Origin of the sequence: Finegoldia magna, assembly GCF_002243175.1 — a bacterium.
In the GTDB taxonomy this organism is placed as follows: domain Bacteria; phylum Bacillota; class Clostridia; order Tissierellales; family Peptoniphilaceae; genus Finegoldia; species Finegoldia magna_J.
On record NZ_NDYF01000016.1, the window covers coordinates 51,031 to 68,160 of the forward strand.

The 17,130-nt window shown below is 32.9% G+C and carries 20 protein-coding genes; 4 read left to right on the forward strand and 16 right to left on the reverse strand.

Annotated elements, in window-relative coordinates; translation table 11 throughout:
• Positions 1–17: 17 nt before the first annotated feature.
• Positions 18–707, reverse strand: a complete 690-nt coding sequence (locus tag B9N53_RS07495; RefSeq protein WP_094204380.1) for a hypothetical protein — start codon at positions 705–707, stop codon at positions 18–20.
• A gap of 199 nt (positions 708–906) precedes the next feature.
• Between B9N53_RS07495 and B9N53_RS07500 the strand changes: the two genes are divergently transcribed.
• Positions 907–1,878 carry a hypothetical protein gene (locus B9N53_RS07500; RefSeq protein ID WP_094204381.1) on the forward strand — a complete coding sequence of 324 codons (972 nt, stop codon included), beginning with the start codon at positions 907–909 and terminating at the stop codon, positions 1,876–1,878.
• A 55-nt stretch (positions 1,879–1,933) separates the two neighbouring features.
• Here B9N53_RS07500 and B9N53_RS07505 read toward each other — a convergent pair whose 3' ends face one another.
• The 10 genes from B9N53_RS07505 to rlmH form a co-directional block, all read right to left on the reverse strand.
• Entirely contained in the window at positions 1,934–3,121 is a 1,188-nt protein-coding gene (locus B9N53_RS07505; RefSeq protein ID WP_094204382.1) for a MalY/PatB family protein, read from the reverse strand.
• An 86-nt stretch (positions 3,122–3,207) separates the two neighbouring features.
• Positions 3,208–3,609, reverse strand: coding sequence for a large conductance mechanosensitive channel protein MscL (gene mscL, locus B9N53_RS07510; protein ID WP_094204383.1), 402 nt, complete (start codon positions 3,607–3,609; stop codon positions 3,208–3,210).
• 17 nt (positions 3,610–3,626) lie between these two features.
• Positions 3,627–4,073, reverse strand: coding sequence for a hypothetical protein (locus B9N53_RS07515; RefSeq protein WP_094204384.1), 447 nt, complete (start codon positions 4,071–4,073; stop codon positions 3,627–3,629).
• A gap of 85 nt (positions 4,074–4,158) precedes the next feature.
• The gene (locus tag B9N53_RS07520) at positions 4,159–4,824 is read right to left on the reverse strand and encodes a TetR/AcrR family transcriptional regulator (RefSeq protein WP_094204385.1); all 666 of its coding nucleotides are present in this window, start codon (positions 4,822–4,824) and stop codon (positions 4,159–4,161) included.
• 81 nt (positions 4,825–4,905) lie between these two features.
• A complete protein-coding gene (locus tag B9N53_RS07525; RefSeq protein ID WP_242432449.1) occupies positions 4,906–6,423 on the reverse strand; it encodes a BCCT family transporter in 1,518 nt (505 codons plus the stop codon).
• A gap of 49 nt (positions 6,424–6,472) precedes the next feature.
• Entirely contained in the window at positions 6,473–7,774 is a 1,302-nt protein-coding gene (locus B9N53_RS07530) for a glycine/betaine/sarcosine/D-proline family reductase selenoprotein B (RefSeq protein WP_094204386.1), read from the reverse strand.
• A 10-nt stretch (positions 7,775–7,784) separates the two neighbouring features.
• Entirely contained in the window at positions 7,785–9,110 is a 1,326-nt protein-coding gene (locus tag B9N53_RS07535) for a glycine/sarcosine/betaine reductase component B subunit (RefSeq protein WP_094204387.1), read from the reverse strand.
• Positions 9,111–9,304: 194 nt separating this feature from the next.
• Positions 9,305–10,387, reverse strand: coding sequence for a tryptophan--tRNA ligase (gene trpS, locus B9N53_RS07540; RefSeq protein WP_094204388.1), 1,083 nt, complete (start codon positions 10,385–10,387; stop codon positions 9,305–9,307).
• A 2-nt stretch (positions 10,388–10,389) separates the two neighbouring features.
• On the reverse strand, positions 10,390–11,619 hold the full coding sequence (locus B9N53_RS07545; protein WP_094204389.1) for a CapA family protein: 1,230 nt from the start codon (positions 11,617–11,619) through the stop codon (positions 10,390–10,392).
• Positions 11,620–11,626: 7 nt separating this feature from the next.
• A complete protein-coding gene (gene rlmH / locus B9N53_RS07550) occupies positions 11,627–12,106 on the reverse strand; it encodes a 23S rRNA (pseudouridine(1915)-N(3))-methyltransferase RlmH (protein ID WP_094204390.1) in 480 nt (159 codons plus the stop codon).
• Positions 12,107–12,481: 375 nt separating this feature from the next.
• On the opposite strand from rlmH, the gene B9N53_RS07555 reads away from it, so the two are divergent.
• Positions 12,482–13,162 (forward strand): NYN domain-containing protein, encoded by a 681-nt coding sequence (locus tag B9N53_RS07555; RefSeq protein ID WP_094204391.1) that lies wholly within the window; start codon positions 12,482–12,484, stop codon positions 13,160–13,162.
• Between the two features lie 240 nt (positions 13,163–13,402).
• Here the strand turns inward: B9N53_RS07555 and rpsI are convergent, their stop codons facing one another.
• The 4 genes from rpsI to yqeC all read right to left on the reverse strand — a co-directional run bounded on the left by rpsI (position 13,403) and on the right by yqeC (position 15,416).
• On the reverse strand, positions 13,403–13,795 hold the full coding sequence (rpsI, locus tag B9N53_RS07560) for a 30S ribosomal protein S9 (protein WP_002838975.1): 393 nt from the start codon (positions 13,793–13,795) through the stop codon (positions 13,403–13,405).
• Between the two features lie 11 nt (positions 13,796–13,806).
• Positions 13,807–14,238 carry a 50S ribosomal protein L13 gene (gene rplM, locus B9N53_RS07565; RefSeq protein WP_094204392.1) on the reverse strand — a complete coding sequence of 144 codons (432 nt, stop codon included), beginning with the start codon at positions 14,236–14,238 and terminating at the stop codon, positions 13,807–13,809.
• Between the two features lie 188 nt (positions 14,239–14,426).
• Positions 14,427–14,720: a cupin domain-containing protein gene (locus tag B9N53_RS07570; RefSeq protein ID WP_002835729.1), complete on the reverse strand. Its 294-nt coding sequence runs from the start codon at positions 14,718–14,720 to the stop codon at positions 14,427–14,429.
• Between the two features lie 9 nt (positions 14,721–14,729).
• On the reverse strand, positions 14,730–15,416 hold the full coding sequence (gene yqeC, locus B9N53_RS07575; RefSeq protein ID WP_242432458.1) for a selenium cofactor biosynthesis protein YqeC: 687 nt from the start codon (positions 15,414–15,416) through the stop codon (positions 14,730–14,732).
• A 121-nt stretch (positions 15,417–15,537) separates the two neighbouring features.
• Between yqeC and B9N53_RS07580 the strand changes: the two genes are divergently transcribed.
• Both B9N53_RS07580 and B9N53_RS07585 read left to right on the forward strand, forming a co-directional pair.
• The gene (locus tag B9N53_RS07580) at positions 15,538–15,738 is read left to right on the forward strand and encodes a hypothetical protein (protein ID WP_094204394.1); all 201 of its coding nucleotides are present in this window, start codon (positions 15,538–15,540) and stop codon (positions 15,736–15,738) included.
• A 151-nt stretch (positions 15,739–15,889) separates the two neighbouring features.
• Positions 15,890–16,438: a hypothetical protein gene (locus tag B9N53_RS07585; protein ID WP_242432450.1), complete on the forward strand. Its 549-nt coding sequence runs from the start codon at positions 15,890–15,892 to the stop codon at positions 16,436–16,438.
• A 295-nt stretch (positions 16,439–16,733) separates the two neighbouring features.
• Here B9N53_RS07585 and B9N53_RS07590 read toward each other — a convergent pair whose 3' ends face one another.
• A complete protein-coding gene (locus tag B9N53_RS07590; RefSeq protein WP_206780429.1) occupies positions 16,734–17,012 on the reverse strand; it encodes a hypothetical protein in 279 nt (92 codons plus the stop codon).
• Between the last annotated feature and the right edge of the window lie 118 nt (positions 17,013–17,130).

Below are 17,130 nucleotides of genomic sequence, written 5' to 3' on the forward strand. Positions count from 1 at the left end.
GAACTTTCCTTTTTAAATTATTTGTATTCGTGATTTTCTAAAACATGGATTAAATCTTCATTAGTTTCTTTACTTTTTTGAACTTCAAACATTCCCATATATGAATAAAAATCGAGCGAATACATATCTTTTATATCCTTATCTATCTCTGAATCCGATAAATTTTCTCCATTCATTACCAATGATTTTTTAAGATAATTTTTTATATCTTTTTGGGATAGTTTAGTTTTATAATTTGCTGATTCTATCATATCTTCAGCAACTTCTTTTTCTACAATATAGCCTTTATTATCCTTATGCAATAAAATTCTTACAATTGCGCCTTCTCCAGATTTCTTATCCCTAGTAGAAATCCATGTCTTCACTAAAACTAAAATTTTGTCTTTACTTTCATACTTATCCAATATTTTCAACTCGGATAATTCATAATACTTATAATCTGGTTTTTTGGCTAAAAATTTTTCAAGACTTTCACTCAATCTAATTTTATTTGTATCTTTTTCTAGCTTGTAGTATTTTTGCGTAAAAAACATTTTTACAGTTTCGTTTATATTAGCTTTTTCTTTTTCATCAACAGAAACTTTTACCGTTTCTTTTGGAGTCTCTACACGCTTGTCGTTTCTAATTTCTTGTTTTTGACATGAAGATAAAAGTAAAACCATAATAATAACAAGAGTAATTGTTTTTCTTAATTTATCGATTACCATATTTCCCCCTAATATACATTCCTAATTTTGATAGTGAAACATTCATTCTAACTTATGTATGTGTTGAAACACCACATTTTTATCTATATTAATATTATATCATCAAAAATTCAATCTCATGTTACAATAAGTCTACAATTGTGAAATTTTTAAAAACATTTGCCCAAATCTGTTATAATATTAGAGTCAGGGGGAATTTATGAAAAAGAAATTTACATTAGTGTTATTATCACTGCTTATGATAATAACTTTAAGCGCTTGCTCTCAAACAAAAGAAAAAGTGAGCCTATTAAACGATTTTAGAAAAACAACTGAATGGAAGAACCAATCTTACGAATTTAAGAACGAAACTTCCAAGCTAAAGGAAATGAAGGTCACTGCAACACAAGACAAAACGACAGGCGTTGCAATGGCAACTGTAACAAGCGATATCGCACAATTAGCTGGTCAAGGCAATAATTTGGGAGAGCTTCACTTCGCAATCCAAGATGGAAAAGCGTATTTGAATTACGATGCATTCGCTAACAATCTTCCACCAAAAATGAAGGAAGCTTTGATTCAAAAGAATTTGTACTTCAATGTTACACAAATTTTGCAAAAATTAACTGAACAAAACTTCCAAGCTACAACTGTAAGAGATTTCACAGTTTTCATGCCACTTTTGTCATCAAATGCGAAATTCCAAGTTAGAATTGCAAAAGACTTTGTAATTGACAACCAGGAATTGAAGGTTACAGATGATGGCAACCACAAATATTCTGTGAATTTGACTGGTGAACAATGGGCAAAAGTTATGGAATATTCAAGAAAAACTTTATTGAAAAACTTCAAAGAATACGCCAAACTTGCCAAGGGAAGTGATCTTACAGAATCCGAACAACAAAAACTTCAACAAGTTGAAGAAAACCTAAAATCAGAACAATCACAAAAAGAATTCGAAGACAAAATCAACACTTTGAAGACAACTAACAAAGACGATATGTTTAATTTAACATTCGAATTCAAAGACAAATCATACGATGTTCATTTGAAGTCCACTCCTAAATCAAAGGATGCTGAAAGCTTGAATATTTCATTAAATTCAAAAGAAGACACATCTATCAACAACCCAAAAGCACAAGTGGATAATGGTCCTTTCGAATTTATGCAACAATTTTTAAATATAAAATAATTGAACTTAAAATAAAAAATCCCGAAGCTCAATTGAGTTTCGGGAAATTTTTTGTCTATTTGTATATTTCTTGTAGCAAATTATCCAATCTAACTAACGCGTCTTTTACAACTTGTGTTGGAGCTGCAACGTTAAATCTTACGAATCCATCGCATTCACCGAAGAATCTTCCGTCAGTAAAAACCAAATCAGCTTTTTCGCCCAAAGTTTTAAGCAACTCATCGCTATTTAATCCCAAACATCTGAAATCCATCCACATAACATAAGTCGCTTGAAGATGATTTACGATAATTTTAGGATATTTTTCTTGGAAGAAATCGTACACGATTTTTTGGTTGTTGTCGATAACTTGAATCATTTCTTTAAGCCAGTCTTCAGCTTCATCAAAAGCTAATTGTGTAGCTTCAAGTCCCATAACATTGACAGTGTTGCTTCTCATTACATCCAAAGTTTTCTTGTATTGAGCCATCATTTCAGGATCCGAAATAATCGTATATCCACAGCAAAGTCCAGCCAAGTTAAAAGCTTTTGTAGCAGATTGGCAAACAACAGCTTTTTCGATTAATTTTCTATCCAATGAAAGCACAGATGTGTGTGTATTTCCCGGCATAACAATATCTTGCCAAATCTCATCAACCACAACAATAACATCATTTGCATTTGCAATCGTGATTACTTTTTCCAAATCATCCTTGCTCCACAAAATTCCGCCTGGATTGTGAGGGTTGCAAAGAATGACCATCTTGTTTTCAGCTTTTTTACATTCTGATTCGAATTTTTCAAAATCAATTGAGTAATTGTTGCGTTCGTCAGAAATCAAAGGAACATCAGCCATAACTCTGTCGTTAAATTCAATCGCAAATCTGAATGGACCATACACTGGTCTCATAATCATTACAGAATCACCTTTTTTCGTAAAAGCACTTACTGCAGCAAAGAATCCATCTACAACAGTTGGAACTTCGACAATCCATTCTTTTTTGATATCAGCATTATGGTGTTTCTTGTCCCAATTTATGATACTATTGTAAAATCTGTCTGTAGGGGCACAATATCCCAAAACCAAATTATCTAAGCGTTTTTTCAATCCATCGATAATTTCCGGCGCATTTTTGAATTCCATATCCGCAACGCTGAATGGAACAACATCTTTTTTCATGTTTGGAAATTGTTCGCTTCTTACAGCCCATTTTCTAGAGCCCATTTCGTTTCTGTCACTAATCGTTTCAAAATCGTATCTCATCTGTATCTCCTTATTATAAATTATTACGTTTTCAGTATAACACAAAACCAACAAAAAAAGAGGATACAATCCCCTTTTCAGTCAAATTATTCTGTTAATTCAGATGTACAGTGTGGACATCTAGTAGCAGTAATGTCGATTTCGCTCTTGCAGTATGGGCAAGTTTTTGTAGTTGGATCTGCTGCTGGTTCTTTGTGCAAAGCATCACGTCCCTTGTTGATAGCCTTAACCATCAAGAAAACAACGAATGCTATAATAATAAATTTAACCAAAGCATCTAAGAACAAGCCGTATTGTAGCTTAACTCCTGCAACTGTTACAGCCATTTCTTTCATATCTATACCAGCTGTCGCTGCTCCAATCAAAGGTGCGATAAGACCGTTGATAAGTCCATCCACCATTTCCTTAACTGCAGCGCCCATGATAACGGCAACTGCCAAATCCATTACATTACCTTCAGTAATGAATTTCTTAAATTCTTTTAACATAAATCCCCCTTGTAAAATTATTCATTCATTAAATACATTTTTTCCTTTTGTAAATTGTACACTTCTTTTTTCAATTGTTTAATTGCATTTTCGCAGTTCTTCTTGTTAGATAAAATTTGCATTTGAATAACAGAGTCGAAAACTTTGTTATCAAAATAATCCGCCAAGAAAAATGGCTTTTTATATCTGAAACCAACGCTTGGTTTCTTGTCCAAATCAATCATAATATTGTTGAACTTTCTAATCGCCAAATCAGCCTTCTTCGCTTGATTCTTCGCTTTTTTCAAATTCGATCTTTTAATCATAGTGGTAATAGTCTTACCCTTGAAAATATCGAAAATTCCCCAACCTGAAGCTGTGCCCAAATAAGATTGCACCTCATTCAAGCTAGCTATCGCGATTTCTCCAAGCTTAATAGCTTCATTTACATTATATAATCTAGATCCTACTTTTGCTCTTAACATAAAAATCTTCCTTTCCTTAATTATTTATACCCTTAAATAATATTTTTAAGCAAGTGATACGCTTTGAATTTTGTTTTATACAATCTTATTTTTTAAATAAATCTATTATCTTTCTGATATAATCATTAAACATCGAAATTCCTTTGTCAACATCTAAAACTCCAGAATTAACTCTTCTGAGTAATCCTTCATAGGTAAAAATTAGTATATTATTAATATCATATAAGTCTTTTTCTTCAATTATTCCTTCAGCAACAAAATCTTTCATTATATATATATTTCTTGTGAAAATTGCACTTGAATTCAACATATCAATAACATCGTCAGGATAATCTTCAGTGTTCAATTCCATTGGAAAAATCTTGTAATATTGCTCAATGTAATACTCTATTTGATTTTCCAAATTTGAAAAAAACAATCTCATATACGCATCGGAACTATTAAAGGAATATTTTACAAAACAATCCCATATAGCGTAAAACTTATCTAATGAATTATCACAATCTTTGATAGCATCTGGTAATGCTTTAATGTAATCTTCTAATTGGTCCATTATTGAAAATATTATAAGATGATCCAAGTTTTCAAAATAATTATAGATTGTAGCGCTATTCATCATACTGCATTCAGCTACTTTTCTTATTGTAACAGCATCTATTCCTTGTTCACGAATAATTTTTTTCGTACAATTCATGAATCCATTTATCATATTTTTTTTGTGTTTTGTTAGTTTTTTCTTCGTATCAAGCATCAGTATCCTCCCGTTAATTTATAAATATAATTATATCATTTATGTAGTTGTTTATTAAGTGTCAAACAAAAAAGCTTGCCATTACGACAAGCTCTTTTTGAAATTTAAAACTATAATTTTTCCGTTTTGAATGCTTTTATTATTGCAACGCAAATCAAAAGCATTATAAATATTAAATGGAAACGCCGCTGCAACGGACGCTGTTTGCAATGCTTTAAGCCCTCCTGAAAGTAGTAATGCGTAAGCAATAACCGCTTGTAAAATTCCCCATACTAATTTTTTGCTGCTGGCCGGATTCAGATCACCATCTTGGCTAAGCATACTTAATACGAAAGTTGCTGAGTTTGCTGATGTGATAAAGAATGTGCACAACAAAACCACTGTTACAATTGAAAGGAAAGTTCCTAATGGATATTCTGCAAATACTTTAAACAAAGCTAGTTCTGAATTTGCTGCCAACTCTTTTACCTTATCAAACGGCATCTTTTGGGCTAAGTTCAATCCCAATGGTCCAAAAACTGAAAACCAAACTATTGATGCAAATGCTGGTGCAACTGAAACCCCAAGTATGAACTCTCGAACAGTCCTTCCTTTGGAAATTCTCGCTATAAAAGTACCAACAAATGGAGCCCATGCAAGCCACCATGCCCAGTAGAATATTCTCCATCCTAGAATCCAATCATTTTTACCAAATGGATTAATAGCAAGTGAATCTGTGAAAAAATTGTTCAGATAAGCTCCAATACCACTTGTAAATGAATTTAGCATCAAAATTTTAGGTCCTACAATAAATGATACCAAAAGAACAGTCCCTGCAAGTACTAAATTGATATTAGAAATCAAGTTAATTCCCTTGTCAATTCCTGATACAGCAGTCCAGATATATATAACCGCAATTATTATTATAATAATCAACCAAGTCATTTGATTATTTGGAATATTAAACAAGTGAGTTAATCCTGAATTGATTTGTAAAGTTCCCATTCCTAGAGATGTTGCAACTCCCGCAATAGTTGCAATAATTGCAAAAATATCAATAATTTTCCCTATAGGTCCATTGACTTTTTCCTCACCAATCAAAGGAATGAAAAGCGTTGAAATCAAACCAGGTTTGTTTTTTCTAAATTGGAAATATGCAAGTCCAAGTCCTATTATGGAATAGTTGGCCCATGGATGAATCCCCCAATGCATGAAAGATGCTCTCATTGCGAAGTTCGCAGCTTCTGCACTCCCTGCTTTTATCGATTCAATCGGAGCAACGAAGTGTGCCATTGGCTCTGCAACTCCATAAAATACAAGTCCTATTCCCATTCCAGCACCAAACAACATTCCAAACCAAGAAAGCGTAGAATATTCTGGTTTTGAATCATCAGCTCCCAATTTTATATTACCATATTTTGAAAATGCTACTATTAGTGCAAAAACTACAAATGTAAGCATTGCTATTAAGTATAGCCATCCCATATTAATTGTTACTGCCTTCATCAAAGCGTTTGCAGCATTTTCAAAACTTTTTGATCCTAAAATCCCCCATGCAGCTATAGCAACACTAATAATTATAGATATAATATATACTGAATTTCTTTTTTTATTATTCATATCAATTCTCCATTATATAGGAGGGGGAAATTAATCCCCCTTCATTTTCTTAAACCGTATAAACTTTTGGTTCTTCTATTTTTTCTGTCAAAGCATTTAATGCTACTTCTACTCTGTGATGTCTCAAATTCCATTGAACATCTTTTCCTGTAGCTGGATCTCCTAATGGATAAGGAATTGAAATTGTTGGTACAATTTTGTTTACACCAACTGATTGAGCTACTGGAACCAAGTTACACATTTGAACAATTGGAATACCAGCTTTTTCAATCACATTTACCATCGCTGCACCGCAGCGAGTACATGTACCTCAGGTACTAGTCATTATAACTCCATCAACATTAGCTTCTTGCAATTCTTTTAGAATTTCAGATGACATTCTTTCTGCTTCTGCTTGAGTAGTTCCAGTTCCTACTGTTGAGTAGAAATATTTGTGAAGTTCTCCGTAAACATTTCCTTCCATATCTCTTAAAACGTCGATTGGCATGATTACGTTAGGATCGGCATTTGCTGCAGCAGGGTCAAATCCTGCGTGAATTGTTTTGAATTCGCCTGATTTTAACCTGTCCATTCCAGTTACATCGTATTTTCCCCATCTAGTAGCAGATGCAGATTGAATTCTATCTGGGTTATCTACAGGAACAATACCACCTGTTGTCATCAAAGCTATTTTCGCATGTTTCAAATCTTTGATTGGTTCTGCTGGCTCTACTACATCTTTAACAGGAATTGGAAGCTCAGTTACAAATTCTTCCCCGTTTAATTTTTTAATAAGCATCTCAACTCCTCTTTGAGCTGCTGGTTTCATTGCTGAATTGAAATATTGATTTCTTATTCCTTGAGAGAAATATCCTTCTTCCGCTGCAGAGCCTAGTTCTTCTCCATTCAAATATTTATTTGCATAGTTTGAAATAGCTTTTACATCTACTTTCATTTCTCTGGCAGACTTACCACCTTTGAAAATAACCATGTCTTTTCTATACATTTCAACACCAGGATTCTCTGGATGCATAGATGTGATTACTTTTGCGCCGAATTTTTCTTTAACAGCTTTACAAATTCTACCGCAAGCAACACCGTAACGACCAGCTTGGAATGCTGGACCAGCTACGAACAAATCAAAGTCTAATTCTTCTAAAAATCCTAATATTTCTTCTGTAGCTTCTTCTGGGTTAGAACCAATGTAGTTATCTCCACATATAATTGTATGTGTAACTTCTGCATCAAGCATAGAATTAAATGCTGTTGCTGGACCTACTAATTCATTTCTTATTTCCGGCTTATAATCTGCCTTATCTTCTCCACCAATACCTGCGAAGAATTGATTTATATATACAATAGCTTTTTTCATAGCTTCACTCCTAATATTCTTTCATAGTTTTTCTTGACCAACCTGCTATTTGATCTCCACAGAACATAGCATTGTTTTCCATAATTACAGATCCGTCTTCTTTTACAGATGGTCCTAATATTTCATCGCCTGCCCATCCGCCAGACAATCCGTCTCTTGCCAATGCTTCTAATTCACCAATTACTTTCTTCATTGGTTTTAATCTAATCAATTGAGAAACATTTCCTGTAGATACAAGCGCATCAGTTTTTTCATTCATAACTACTAATGGTTGTGATTTACCGTCACGTCCTGTACATTCGTTGCTGATACCGACAACTTTTACTCCAACATCTTCCAATGCGCAAATGCATCTTACATAGTCTGCATCTGGGTTACCATATCCTTCTTCAGTTACAATAGCACCATCTGCTCCCAATGATTTCGCCATATTTGATACAAAAATAGCCGCTCTTTCTTTTTGTTCCAAAGAAACGTTTAAGTTGGACATTATAACTCCCAAGAAGTTAATAGATTTTCCATGTTCTTTGAACAATTCTTTTATTGTTGGGAAGTTTTGTAAATCATATGTCGCCCATTTTGAAGAGCATGGCATGAAGCTTCCGCCAATAATACAACCATCCAAAACTTCTGTTGGACTCATAAATGTTGGAAGATATTTGTTCATATCCCAACCATAAATCAAATCATTATATCCTAATTCTTCCATTTGTGATTGTGGCTGCATAACCAAAACGACTGAAGGAAGTTTGTTTACCTCGTCACTTCTTTTTGTAACAGGAGTAAATTCATATTTTTCTATTTCTTCTGGTTGTTGATCTATAACAGTTTGTCCTAGATATTCAGCAAATAAATGGCAAGCCCATCTGATTGCATGATTTTTCTTTTGTTGTTCGTGTCTTTCAAATTCTTCGTCAGTATCAATAACTAAGCAAACGTTTATTAATTGTGAAAAGTAAGAATAGTTGGCGCCTTCACCTGACATATCTAAAAGCCCATCGCCAAAACTTCCCCAATGCATTCCAACACCTAAAACGCTTATCCCCTTCAAAGCATGAACTCTACCTTCACCAGTTGGAACTAATTCTCCAGTTACAGATGGAAATACCGCTCTCTTATCTGGTCTAATTCTAGGTTCAACAGCTTCCTTAATAGGAACTATACGAACTTCATCGCCTGGTTTTGCAATCTCAATATCACATTCTGTAATATGTTCATCTCTTTTTATGAATTCGATTGCCTCTTGTTTGTTAATTGTCAAAATGTTATTCTCGAATTTTGTCTTATCTCCGAAAACTACATCCTTGACATTGAAATTACCAATTTCAAATTTCATAATCTAACCACCTTTTCATTTTTTAATCTGTGCACTGATTTCCAAGATTCTTTATCTTGTTAAATTCATTGTAATACTAATCATGATTATTTACAATAAATTTTTAACGTTTATAATCTTGTTTATCTTTTTGATTCTATCTCAATACACTTTATTGCAATAAAAAATCAACCACTCTAGTGATTGATTTTACTTTATTTGTATTTTTGTTGTTGTTTATTAATCAATTCCACATCTTCAAAGTAGTTGATTCCCATTGCAGCTTTTACTTTCTTCAAAGTTTCTGCTCCAACTTCTCTGGCATCTTCTGATCCTTTTAACAACATGTCGAAAATTTCTGGAATGTTTTGTTCGTAGTGTTTTCTTTTTTCTCTGATTGGTGATAATTCTTTTTGCAAAATATTGTTCAAGAATTTTTTGATTTTCACATCGCCAAGTCCACCACGTCTGTAATGGTCTTTTAATTCGTCTAAGTTTTTGTAATCTGAAAGAAATTCTGAGAAATCATCGTCTGTACAGAAAGCATCTAAATAAGTGAACACAGTGTTTCCTTCAACTTTTCCAGGGTCTGAGATTTGAATGTGGTTAGGGTCTGTGAACATGCTCATTACTTTTGATTTGACATCTTTTTGTGAATCCGACAAATAAATACAGTTACCCAATGATTTACTCATCTTAGCTTTGCCGTCTAATCCTGGAAGTCTGGAACAGATTTTGTTGTCAGGAATTACAGCTTTTGGCTCAACCAAAACTTCTGAATAATAGTTGTTGAATGTTCTGACTATTTCACGCGTTTGTTCCAACATTGGAAGCTGATCTTCTCCGACCGGAACTATGTTTGCGTTGAAAAGCGTGATGTCTGCCGCTTGGCTGATTGGATAAGTCAAGAATCCAACAGGAATGCTCGCTCCAAATTCTTTTTGTTTGATTTCAGCTTTAACTGTAGGATTTCTTTCGAGTCTTGAAAGTGTAACCAAGTTCATATAATAAAACATCAATTCTGTTAGTTGTTCAACGTGTGATTGTACAAAAATCGTAACTTTATTTGGATCGATTCCGCAACTTAAATAATCAAGCGCAACTTCAATGATATTGTCACGGACTTTGTCTGGATTGTTAAAATTGTCAGTCAAAGCTTGTGCATCGGCAATCATGACATACATCTTGTCGAAATCCCCTTTGTTTTGCATGATAACTCTGTTTTTTAATGAGCCTACGTAATGACCCAAATGTAATTTTCCTGTTGGTCTGTCACCTGTAAGTATTATATTTCCCATTTTTACTCCTTGTTAAAAATTTTCTCGTAATGTTGATTTGCTCTGTTTAATTTAGATATTATTTTGTCTTTTCTTTGGTAATTTATCTCTGAATTGAGGACTTGTTTTACTGGAACTACGACATATCTTGTAGTCACGCTATCAGTGTATTTGTCCACATAGTATGGCTTATTTTCAAAACTTTTTACAGTTGTCTTGTCGCCAATTTTTTCTATTTTAATGTCTGAGTACACTCCGATTTCTACGCCGTAATATTGTCCGTAAGATTCTCTTTGATCTGATACTAGATTTCCCATTGAATATACGCAGTAGGATTTCTTGCCGTCGTTTTCAATCACATCAGACTTTTGTATTGTGTGTGGATGAGATCCTATCACCAAGTCCACTCCCATGTCCGAAAGTTTCTTGAACGTATTTTTCTGATATGAATTGGGATAATCGGAATATTCCTCTCCCCAATGCATGTAGCACATTATAACATCGGCGTGATTTTGCTTCAAATAATCCACATCTTTTCGGATTTGTTCCATATTAATCAAATTCACCGCAGTATCTCGTCCGGAATTAAGCATTGAATTTTCAAATCCATTTAGCATTTGTGTATATGAGAAAAATCCAACCTTTATCCCTTTCACATCGATAATAAGTGGATTCGTCGATTCGTTCTCCTTGAAAGTTCCAGTTCTTTTCAAACCGTACTTTTCAATAGCTTCAATCGTGCGGTCAATCCCTTTCAATCTTCTGTCATAAGAGTGATTGTTTGCAGTACTCACCACATCAAATCCCGTATCTTTTAAAGCTTTTATAACATTCTCGTGCGTTGCAAATTCTGGATAACCACTCATATCTGATGCATCCTTCGCAATAGTCGTCTCCAAGTTGACTATGGACAAATCACTTTTTTGTACAATATCTTTTATAACTGCAAAAGAATCCGTGAAATCATAATTTGTCGCTTTCGCTTGGCGTATTTGCGTGATGTGGTTCATATAATCGCCCCAACAAGTTATAGTTATCTCTTTCTTTTCCAGATTTTTATTCTCTTTTTCTGATTTGTCACTAGCTTTTACTTTTGATTGAGATTTTGATTGTGCAGCATTTTTCACTTGAGAATTTTTGTGTGATGCTTGAATTGGAGATTTCCCAGAAATTTCTGAATATCTAAAGCCAATCACACCAACTAAAATCACTATAAGAAAAGCCAATGCAACGGTCGTCTTTTTTCCCTTCATTTTATCCTCACTTATGATATGGTAAATTGTTGATTATTCTGAAACTTCGGTAAATTTGTTCCAACAAAATCAGCCTCATCAGTTGATGTGGAAATGTAAACTTCGAAAAAGAAAGCGCATAATCGCTCCTGTCAAGCACACTTTGTCCGAGACCCAACGATCCACCGATTACGAAACAAATATTGGAATGACCTTGTACGGTTAAGTTTTCAATCTTGGCGGCTAATTTTTCACTAGTAAGTTGATTTCCCAAAATCTCTAGCGTTATCACATAATGATTATCCTTGATCTTGGACATGATTTTCTCCGCTTCCTTGTCTTTTACGATCTCCTTTTCACTATCTGACAAATTCTCCGCAGCACTCAAATCATCAACCTCAATTATATTTAGTTTGCAATGCGCAGATAACCTCTTCGAAAATTCTGCAATACCAAGTTTTATGTATTTTTCCTTAACCTTACCCACCGAAATAATATCGATATTCAAAATAATCACAACCTTTTTACTTTAATAAGTATATCATATATTTAATTAAAATTTTTGTGGAAATTCACAAAAACTCAAATGTTATTTGTCAATTCATAAAATTCAAAAGATATCATTATGTTTATAGTTAAATTATTAATAGTTGCTTTTCTTACACAATAATAGTATTATTATTTATAAGAAGATCAAACTCAAAATTATTTTTTTATCTTAGAATGATAAATTTTTAATTATTAATTTGGTATTGACAGAACTAGCCTTGTGATTTATTATTATAGTATAACAAATGTTATATTTATCAAATACATCCTTGGTAGTAGATGTCCCACCATATGGGAACTTTCGAAACCAAGGATTTTTTAGTTTGGAGGAAATATGAAAGCAGCAATTTTAATCGATGGTGGTTACTATAGAAAAGTAGCATTAAAAACTTTAAGAAAAAACAACTCTCCTGAAGATGATGCCAAAACTTTAATAAAATATTGCATGAGACACTTAAAAGAACGAAGAGGTAAAGACGAAACATTTTATGATTTATATCGAATTTTTTATTACGATTGCCCACCTTTAGATAACAGTGTTTTTCATCCATTATCTAATAAGGTAATTAATATGAAAAAAGAGCATCACTATACTTGGATGAATACGTTTCTAAAAGAATTAAAGAAAACCAGAAAAGTAGCATTGCGATTAGGAAGACTGTCAGAAAATGAAACAAGATATACTTTAAAATATGAATCAGTAAAAAAATTATTAAATAAATCTTTAACTCTAGAGGAGCTAACCCCTCAAGATTTTCAGATAACATCAACTCAAAAAGGTGTTGATATGAAAATAGGTGTTGATATCGCTTCTTTAGCGTATAAAAAGCAAGTTGATAAGATAGTTTTACTTGCGGGTGATTCTGATTTTGTACCAGCTGCAAAATTAGCTAGAAGAGAAGGTATTGATTTTGTACTTGACTCTCTTGGAAGAAAAATAAAAGATGATTTATTTGAACACATAGATGGACTTAGATGTTGCGATGATAAATTAAAAAACCAAAATAACCGGTAAAATGATAAATGCAAAATAAAAAATCTTTATTCGAGTTTTTAATCCTTTTATAATACAACTATTCACAGACAAAAATCTATCGGAATAATTTTGTAAACATTTCCCCTGGAGAACTAGTATATCATAAGCTTATTAATAATGATGGTGTGAACTTTGGTGTGAATTTTGATAAATAAGCATAAAAAAAGCACTTGATGGTGTGAACCAAAAAGTGCTTTTCCATTGATATATAATTGTTTTCTATCTCTTACTGAATTGTGGAGATTTACGCGCTTTTTTCAAGCCGTACTTCTTTCTTTCCTTTTTACGAGGGTCTCTAGTTAAGAAACCTGCTCTTTTTAATTCAGCTCTGTAGTCTGGGTCAACTTCTAATAAAGCACGAGCAACACCATGTCTAATAGCACCTGCTTGACCAGTGTATCCGCCACCTTTTACATTAACAGTAACATCATAGCTTTCAGCATTGTTAGTTAATTCCAAAGCTTCTTTAGCTATAACTCTTAATGTATCGAAGTTAAAGTATTCACTTATATCTTTTTTGTTAATTGTGAATTTTCCACTTCCTGGTACTAAAGTAACTCTAGCAACAGAAGTTTTTCTTCTACCAGTTCCTTGATATCTATTATTAGCCATTTAATTACCTCCTACTTAATTTCCAAAACTTCAGGGTTTTGAGCGATGTGATCGTGATCAGCGCCTCTGTAAACTCTTAATTTTTTAGCCATTTGACGACCTAAAGAGTTGTGAGGAAGCATACCAACGATAGCATGAGTTACAGCTCTTTCTGGATCTTTCTTCATTAAGTCTTTGTAGGTAATTGATTTAAGACCACCAGCATATCCTGTGTAATGTCTTAATTCTTTTTGTTCTAATTTTTTACCTGTTAATTTAACTTTTTCTGCATTAATTACGATTACGTAATCTCCAACATCCGCATTAGGAGTAAACATTGGTTTGTTTTTTCCTCTTAAAATAGAAGCAACTTCAGTAGATAATCTACCTAAAACAACATCTGTTGCGTCTACTACATACCATTTTCTTTGGATGTCATCTTTCTTAGGTATATAAGTTTTCATTCAATTCATCCTTTCCTTTATTTACAATATTTGGCTACTTGGACATCGCTGCCAAAAAGCGATTGTTTTCTCACCGGGAATTTAGACACGTCGCACACCCGGCCATCGGCGACTTTCTGTATTGCATAAAAGGAAATGACTCCTTTTACATACCAAAATATTATATACTCTCTTGATATAATTGTCAACTATTTTATTGTAAAACACAACCACACACATTCATCGCTTGTGCTTTTCACTTCGTGAACGACATTTTTCGGAATAAAATACGTATCCATTTCCTTAAGTCTCACATCTTTTCCTTCTACATTTAACATCGCATCCCCCTTAATCACGACAACAAATTCGTCAAAATCCTGATTGTACGGCCCAGATGTTTCGTTTTTTGATTGTATTCTGTGAATATCAAACTTTTCATTTCTAACAATTGTATCCTTAATAATATGATTTTCATCAAAATTCAAATCTTCTAGTAAATTCATAAAATTCTCCTAATATATCTTAATAATTTCCCCAAAACTCATCACAAAAATCTTCACATCCACATCAATTCTCTCAATAATATCCATCGCATTTTCAATGTCTTGTTTTGTGTCTGCCTTATTCAAAATCAAAAATTTTTTCGCATCGTACGAATTTTTGAACAGACCACAATTAGAATTGATGATTTCTGCGTAGCTTTCTGTCGTCAAAGTATTGGGATTTCCAATAATTTTCTCCATATATTCTTTTCTGTGACAAAATCTCTCATCAAAAGGCTTGTCCACACTATCAAGTCCCATCACACCAACGCAATGCGTGATATTTCTAGGATTTACAGGCTCATCTTCACGTGGAGCTTTGATTGATCTTGTCTTTGCCCCATCCGTTTCCAAAATTATATTGGAAAACAATCCTTCATCAAAAATTTTGTCGAAAAATTCCGGCTCAAATCCTATTTCTTTTGTGTCTGTACGTGATTTTGATGCAAAATATATTTTCCCGTCCACAATTTTCGCATTATCATCGAATTTGTACAAATAATCAAATTTATCTTCACTCACAATCCCCATCTTCGTCGTCGTACTCACAATGGATGCTTCATTCATTGATTTGAACTCATTTGCAAGCAAAAAAACGCTCGAAGTTTTCCCACCAGCACCTTGAATCGCTATCATGTTTTTATCTTTCAAACTCATAAACTCCAACATAATATCACCATTTTTATTATCTCACAAAATTTTCAAATACAAAACCCAATTGAAAATCTGCACCAATGAATTATAATTAATATATAATAATATATTAAGGAAGGCATTTATGAAAATAGGATTTAGAACACCAAGCTTGAAGAAATCATTCAAAGCAAGAACAACTTCAAAGTACAAAAGAAAACTAAAGTCTGCAATTGACTCAACTTACGGCAAAAAAGGAGTTGGCTGGTTTAAAAACCCCAAAAAAGCACTTTATAACAAGATTTATAACAAAACTACAAAAAGTATATTTGATATTTTCAAGTAATTTAACGTAAAACAGAGGTACACATGAAAAAATTTCTAAAATTATTTGGCATAGCATTTGCAATCGGGATAACAATGCTGATAATTAGCATCGTATTCAAAATCGACGACAAAGTCATGCTTAATATTATTGGATAATTGGAGCAGCAGTCTTGGCAATTATTCTTATATTCAACACAATTTATTTCTTCTATAAAACAAATGATTTGAAACATTCAATGAAACTTTTTGAAGAAATGAAATACAAAGATTTCGTCAATGAATTAGAACCAAAAATTTCCAAAATCAAAAACAAACACATCCAAACAGTGATGAAAATGAATTTGGGAGCAGGATATTTGGAGTTAAATGAACCAAATAAAACACTGTCAGTTTATGAAACAATCGCAACAGATCAATTGAAAAACCAAGATCTTCAGTTGATATATTGGCTTAACACAATGATCGTCCACTTCAAATTAAACGATGAAGAAAAGTTTAATGAGCTGTTCGCAACACACGAAAAACTTTTAAAACAATTTGAAAACAGTCCAAATTACGGCGAAAACATCAAACAATTGTATATAATGAAAAACATATTCGACGATGATTTTGCGTTGGCAAGAAAAAACTTAAACGCTTTGAAAAGCAAATCCACAAACCCTAGATTCAAAAAAGAATACAAAAGATTGGAAAATATAATAAAACAACACGAAAAATAAAGGCTGTGAGCGTGAACTCATAGCCTTTTTGTTGGTTTGACTATTCAAAAAAGGGTGTTTTATTAAGAACATCTGCTAGGAAATTGCCTTTAACAAATTAATTATTTTGTCTTTTTTGTCTTGCTTTTTCGATTTTTTTCTTCTTTTCTTCTTCTAGATATTTTTTATACCCTTCTTCTAGCATTTTTTTGCCTTTAGATTGTTTTCATGTGTGTTGAGCATATTATTCCTCCAACAATTCTATTTCTTTAACTTTCAACATCTTAGATTATTAATATTTGGGGTTTTATTAATTTTATGCTAAAAGATAATCTTTAGCTTTCTTGTATTTTTCAACTCTTTTAAAGTCTTTTTCTGAAATACATTCCAGTCTGCCTAGATTCATATTATCTTCCAAATCCATTAATTTTACTTTTCTTGCAATGCTATTACTTTTTATATTTTTTACATAATCCATGTATGCTACATTTTCTGGATGCGTAAGTTTAATCAAGGCATCCTTTTGTTCAGAGTCAAGAAAGCCAAAATCATTAATTGTGTATTTGTCAGAATCTTCTAAAACATCGTGCAACAATGCAACTATCTTGTATCGTCTGTCACTTATTCTCTTAGAAACTCTTAGTGGATGTAAAAAGTATGCGTGTCCGCCTTTATCTTTTTGTCCTTTATGCGCGCATTTAGCATAATAAAAA

Excerpts from the sequence above, each read along its gene's own strand:
- B9N53_RS07570 (WP_002835729.1), bottom strand. The coding sequence starts at position 14,720 with ATGAATTTACTAGAAGATTTGAATTTTGATGAAAATCATATTATTAAG.
- B9N53_RS07525 (WP_242432449.1), bottom strand. The coding sequence starts at position 6,423 with ATGAATAATAAAAAAAGAAATTCAGTATATATTATATCTATAATTATT.
- B9N53_RS07505 (WP_094204382.1), bottom strand. The coding sequence starts at position 3,121 with ATGAGATACGATTTTGAAACGATTAGTGACAGAAACGAAATGGGCTCT.
- B9N53_RS07580 (WP_094204394.1), top strand. The coding sequence starts at position 15,538 with ATGAAAATAGGATTTAGAACACCAAGCTTGAAGAAATCATTCAAAGCA.
- B9N53_RS07555 (WP_094204391.1), top strand. The coding sequence starts at position 12,482 with ATGAAAGCAGCAATTTTAATCGATGGTGGTTACTATAGAAAAGTAGCA.
- B9N53_RS07520 (WP_094204385.1), bottom strand. The coding sequence starts at position 4,824 with ATGCTTGATACGAAGAAAAAACTAACAAAACACAAAAAAAATATGATA.
- B9N53_RS07500 (WP_094204381.1), top strand. The coding sequence starts at position 907 with ATGAAAAAGAAATTTACATTAGTGTTATTATCACTGCTTATGATAATA.
- B9N53_RS07545 (WP_094204389.1), bottom strand. The coding sequence starts at position 11,619 with ATGAAGGGAAAAAAGACGACCGTTGCATTGGCTTTTCTTATAGTGATT.
- rplM (WP_094204392.1), bottom strand. The coding sequence starts at position 14,238 with ATGAAAACTTATATACCTAAGAAAGATGACATCCAAAGAAAATGGTAT.
- mscL (WP_094204383.1), bottom strand. The coding sequence starts at position 3,609 with ATGTTAAAAGAATTTAAGAAATTCATTACTGAAGGTAATGTAATGGAT.
- B9N53_RS07515 (WP_094204384.1), bottom strand. The coding sequence starts at position 4,073 with ATGTTAAGAGCAAAAGTAGGATCTAGATTATATAATGTAAATGAAGCT.
- B9N53_RS07495 (WP_094204380.1), bottom strand. The coding sequence starts at position 707 with ATGGTAATCGATAAATTAAGAAAAACAATTACTCTTGTTATTATTATG.
- yqeC (WP_242432458.1), bottom strand. The coding sequence starts at position 15,416 with ATGAGTTTGAAAGATAAAAACATGATAGCGATTCAAGGTGCTGGTGGG.
- rpsI (WP_002838975.1), bottom strand. The coding sequence starts at position 13,795 with ATGGCTAATAATAGATATCAAGGAACTGGTAGAAGAAAAACTTCTGTT.
- B9N53_RS07535 (WP_094204387.1), bottom strand. The coding sequence starts at position 9,110 with ATGAAATTTGAAATTGGTAATTTCAATGTCAAGGATGTAGTTTTCGGA.
- trpS (WP_094204388.1), bottom strand. The coding sequence starts at position 10,387 with ATGGGAAATATAATACTTACAGGTGACAGACCAACAGGAAAATTACAT.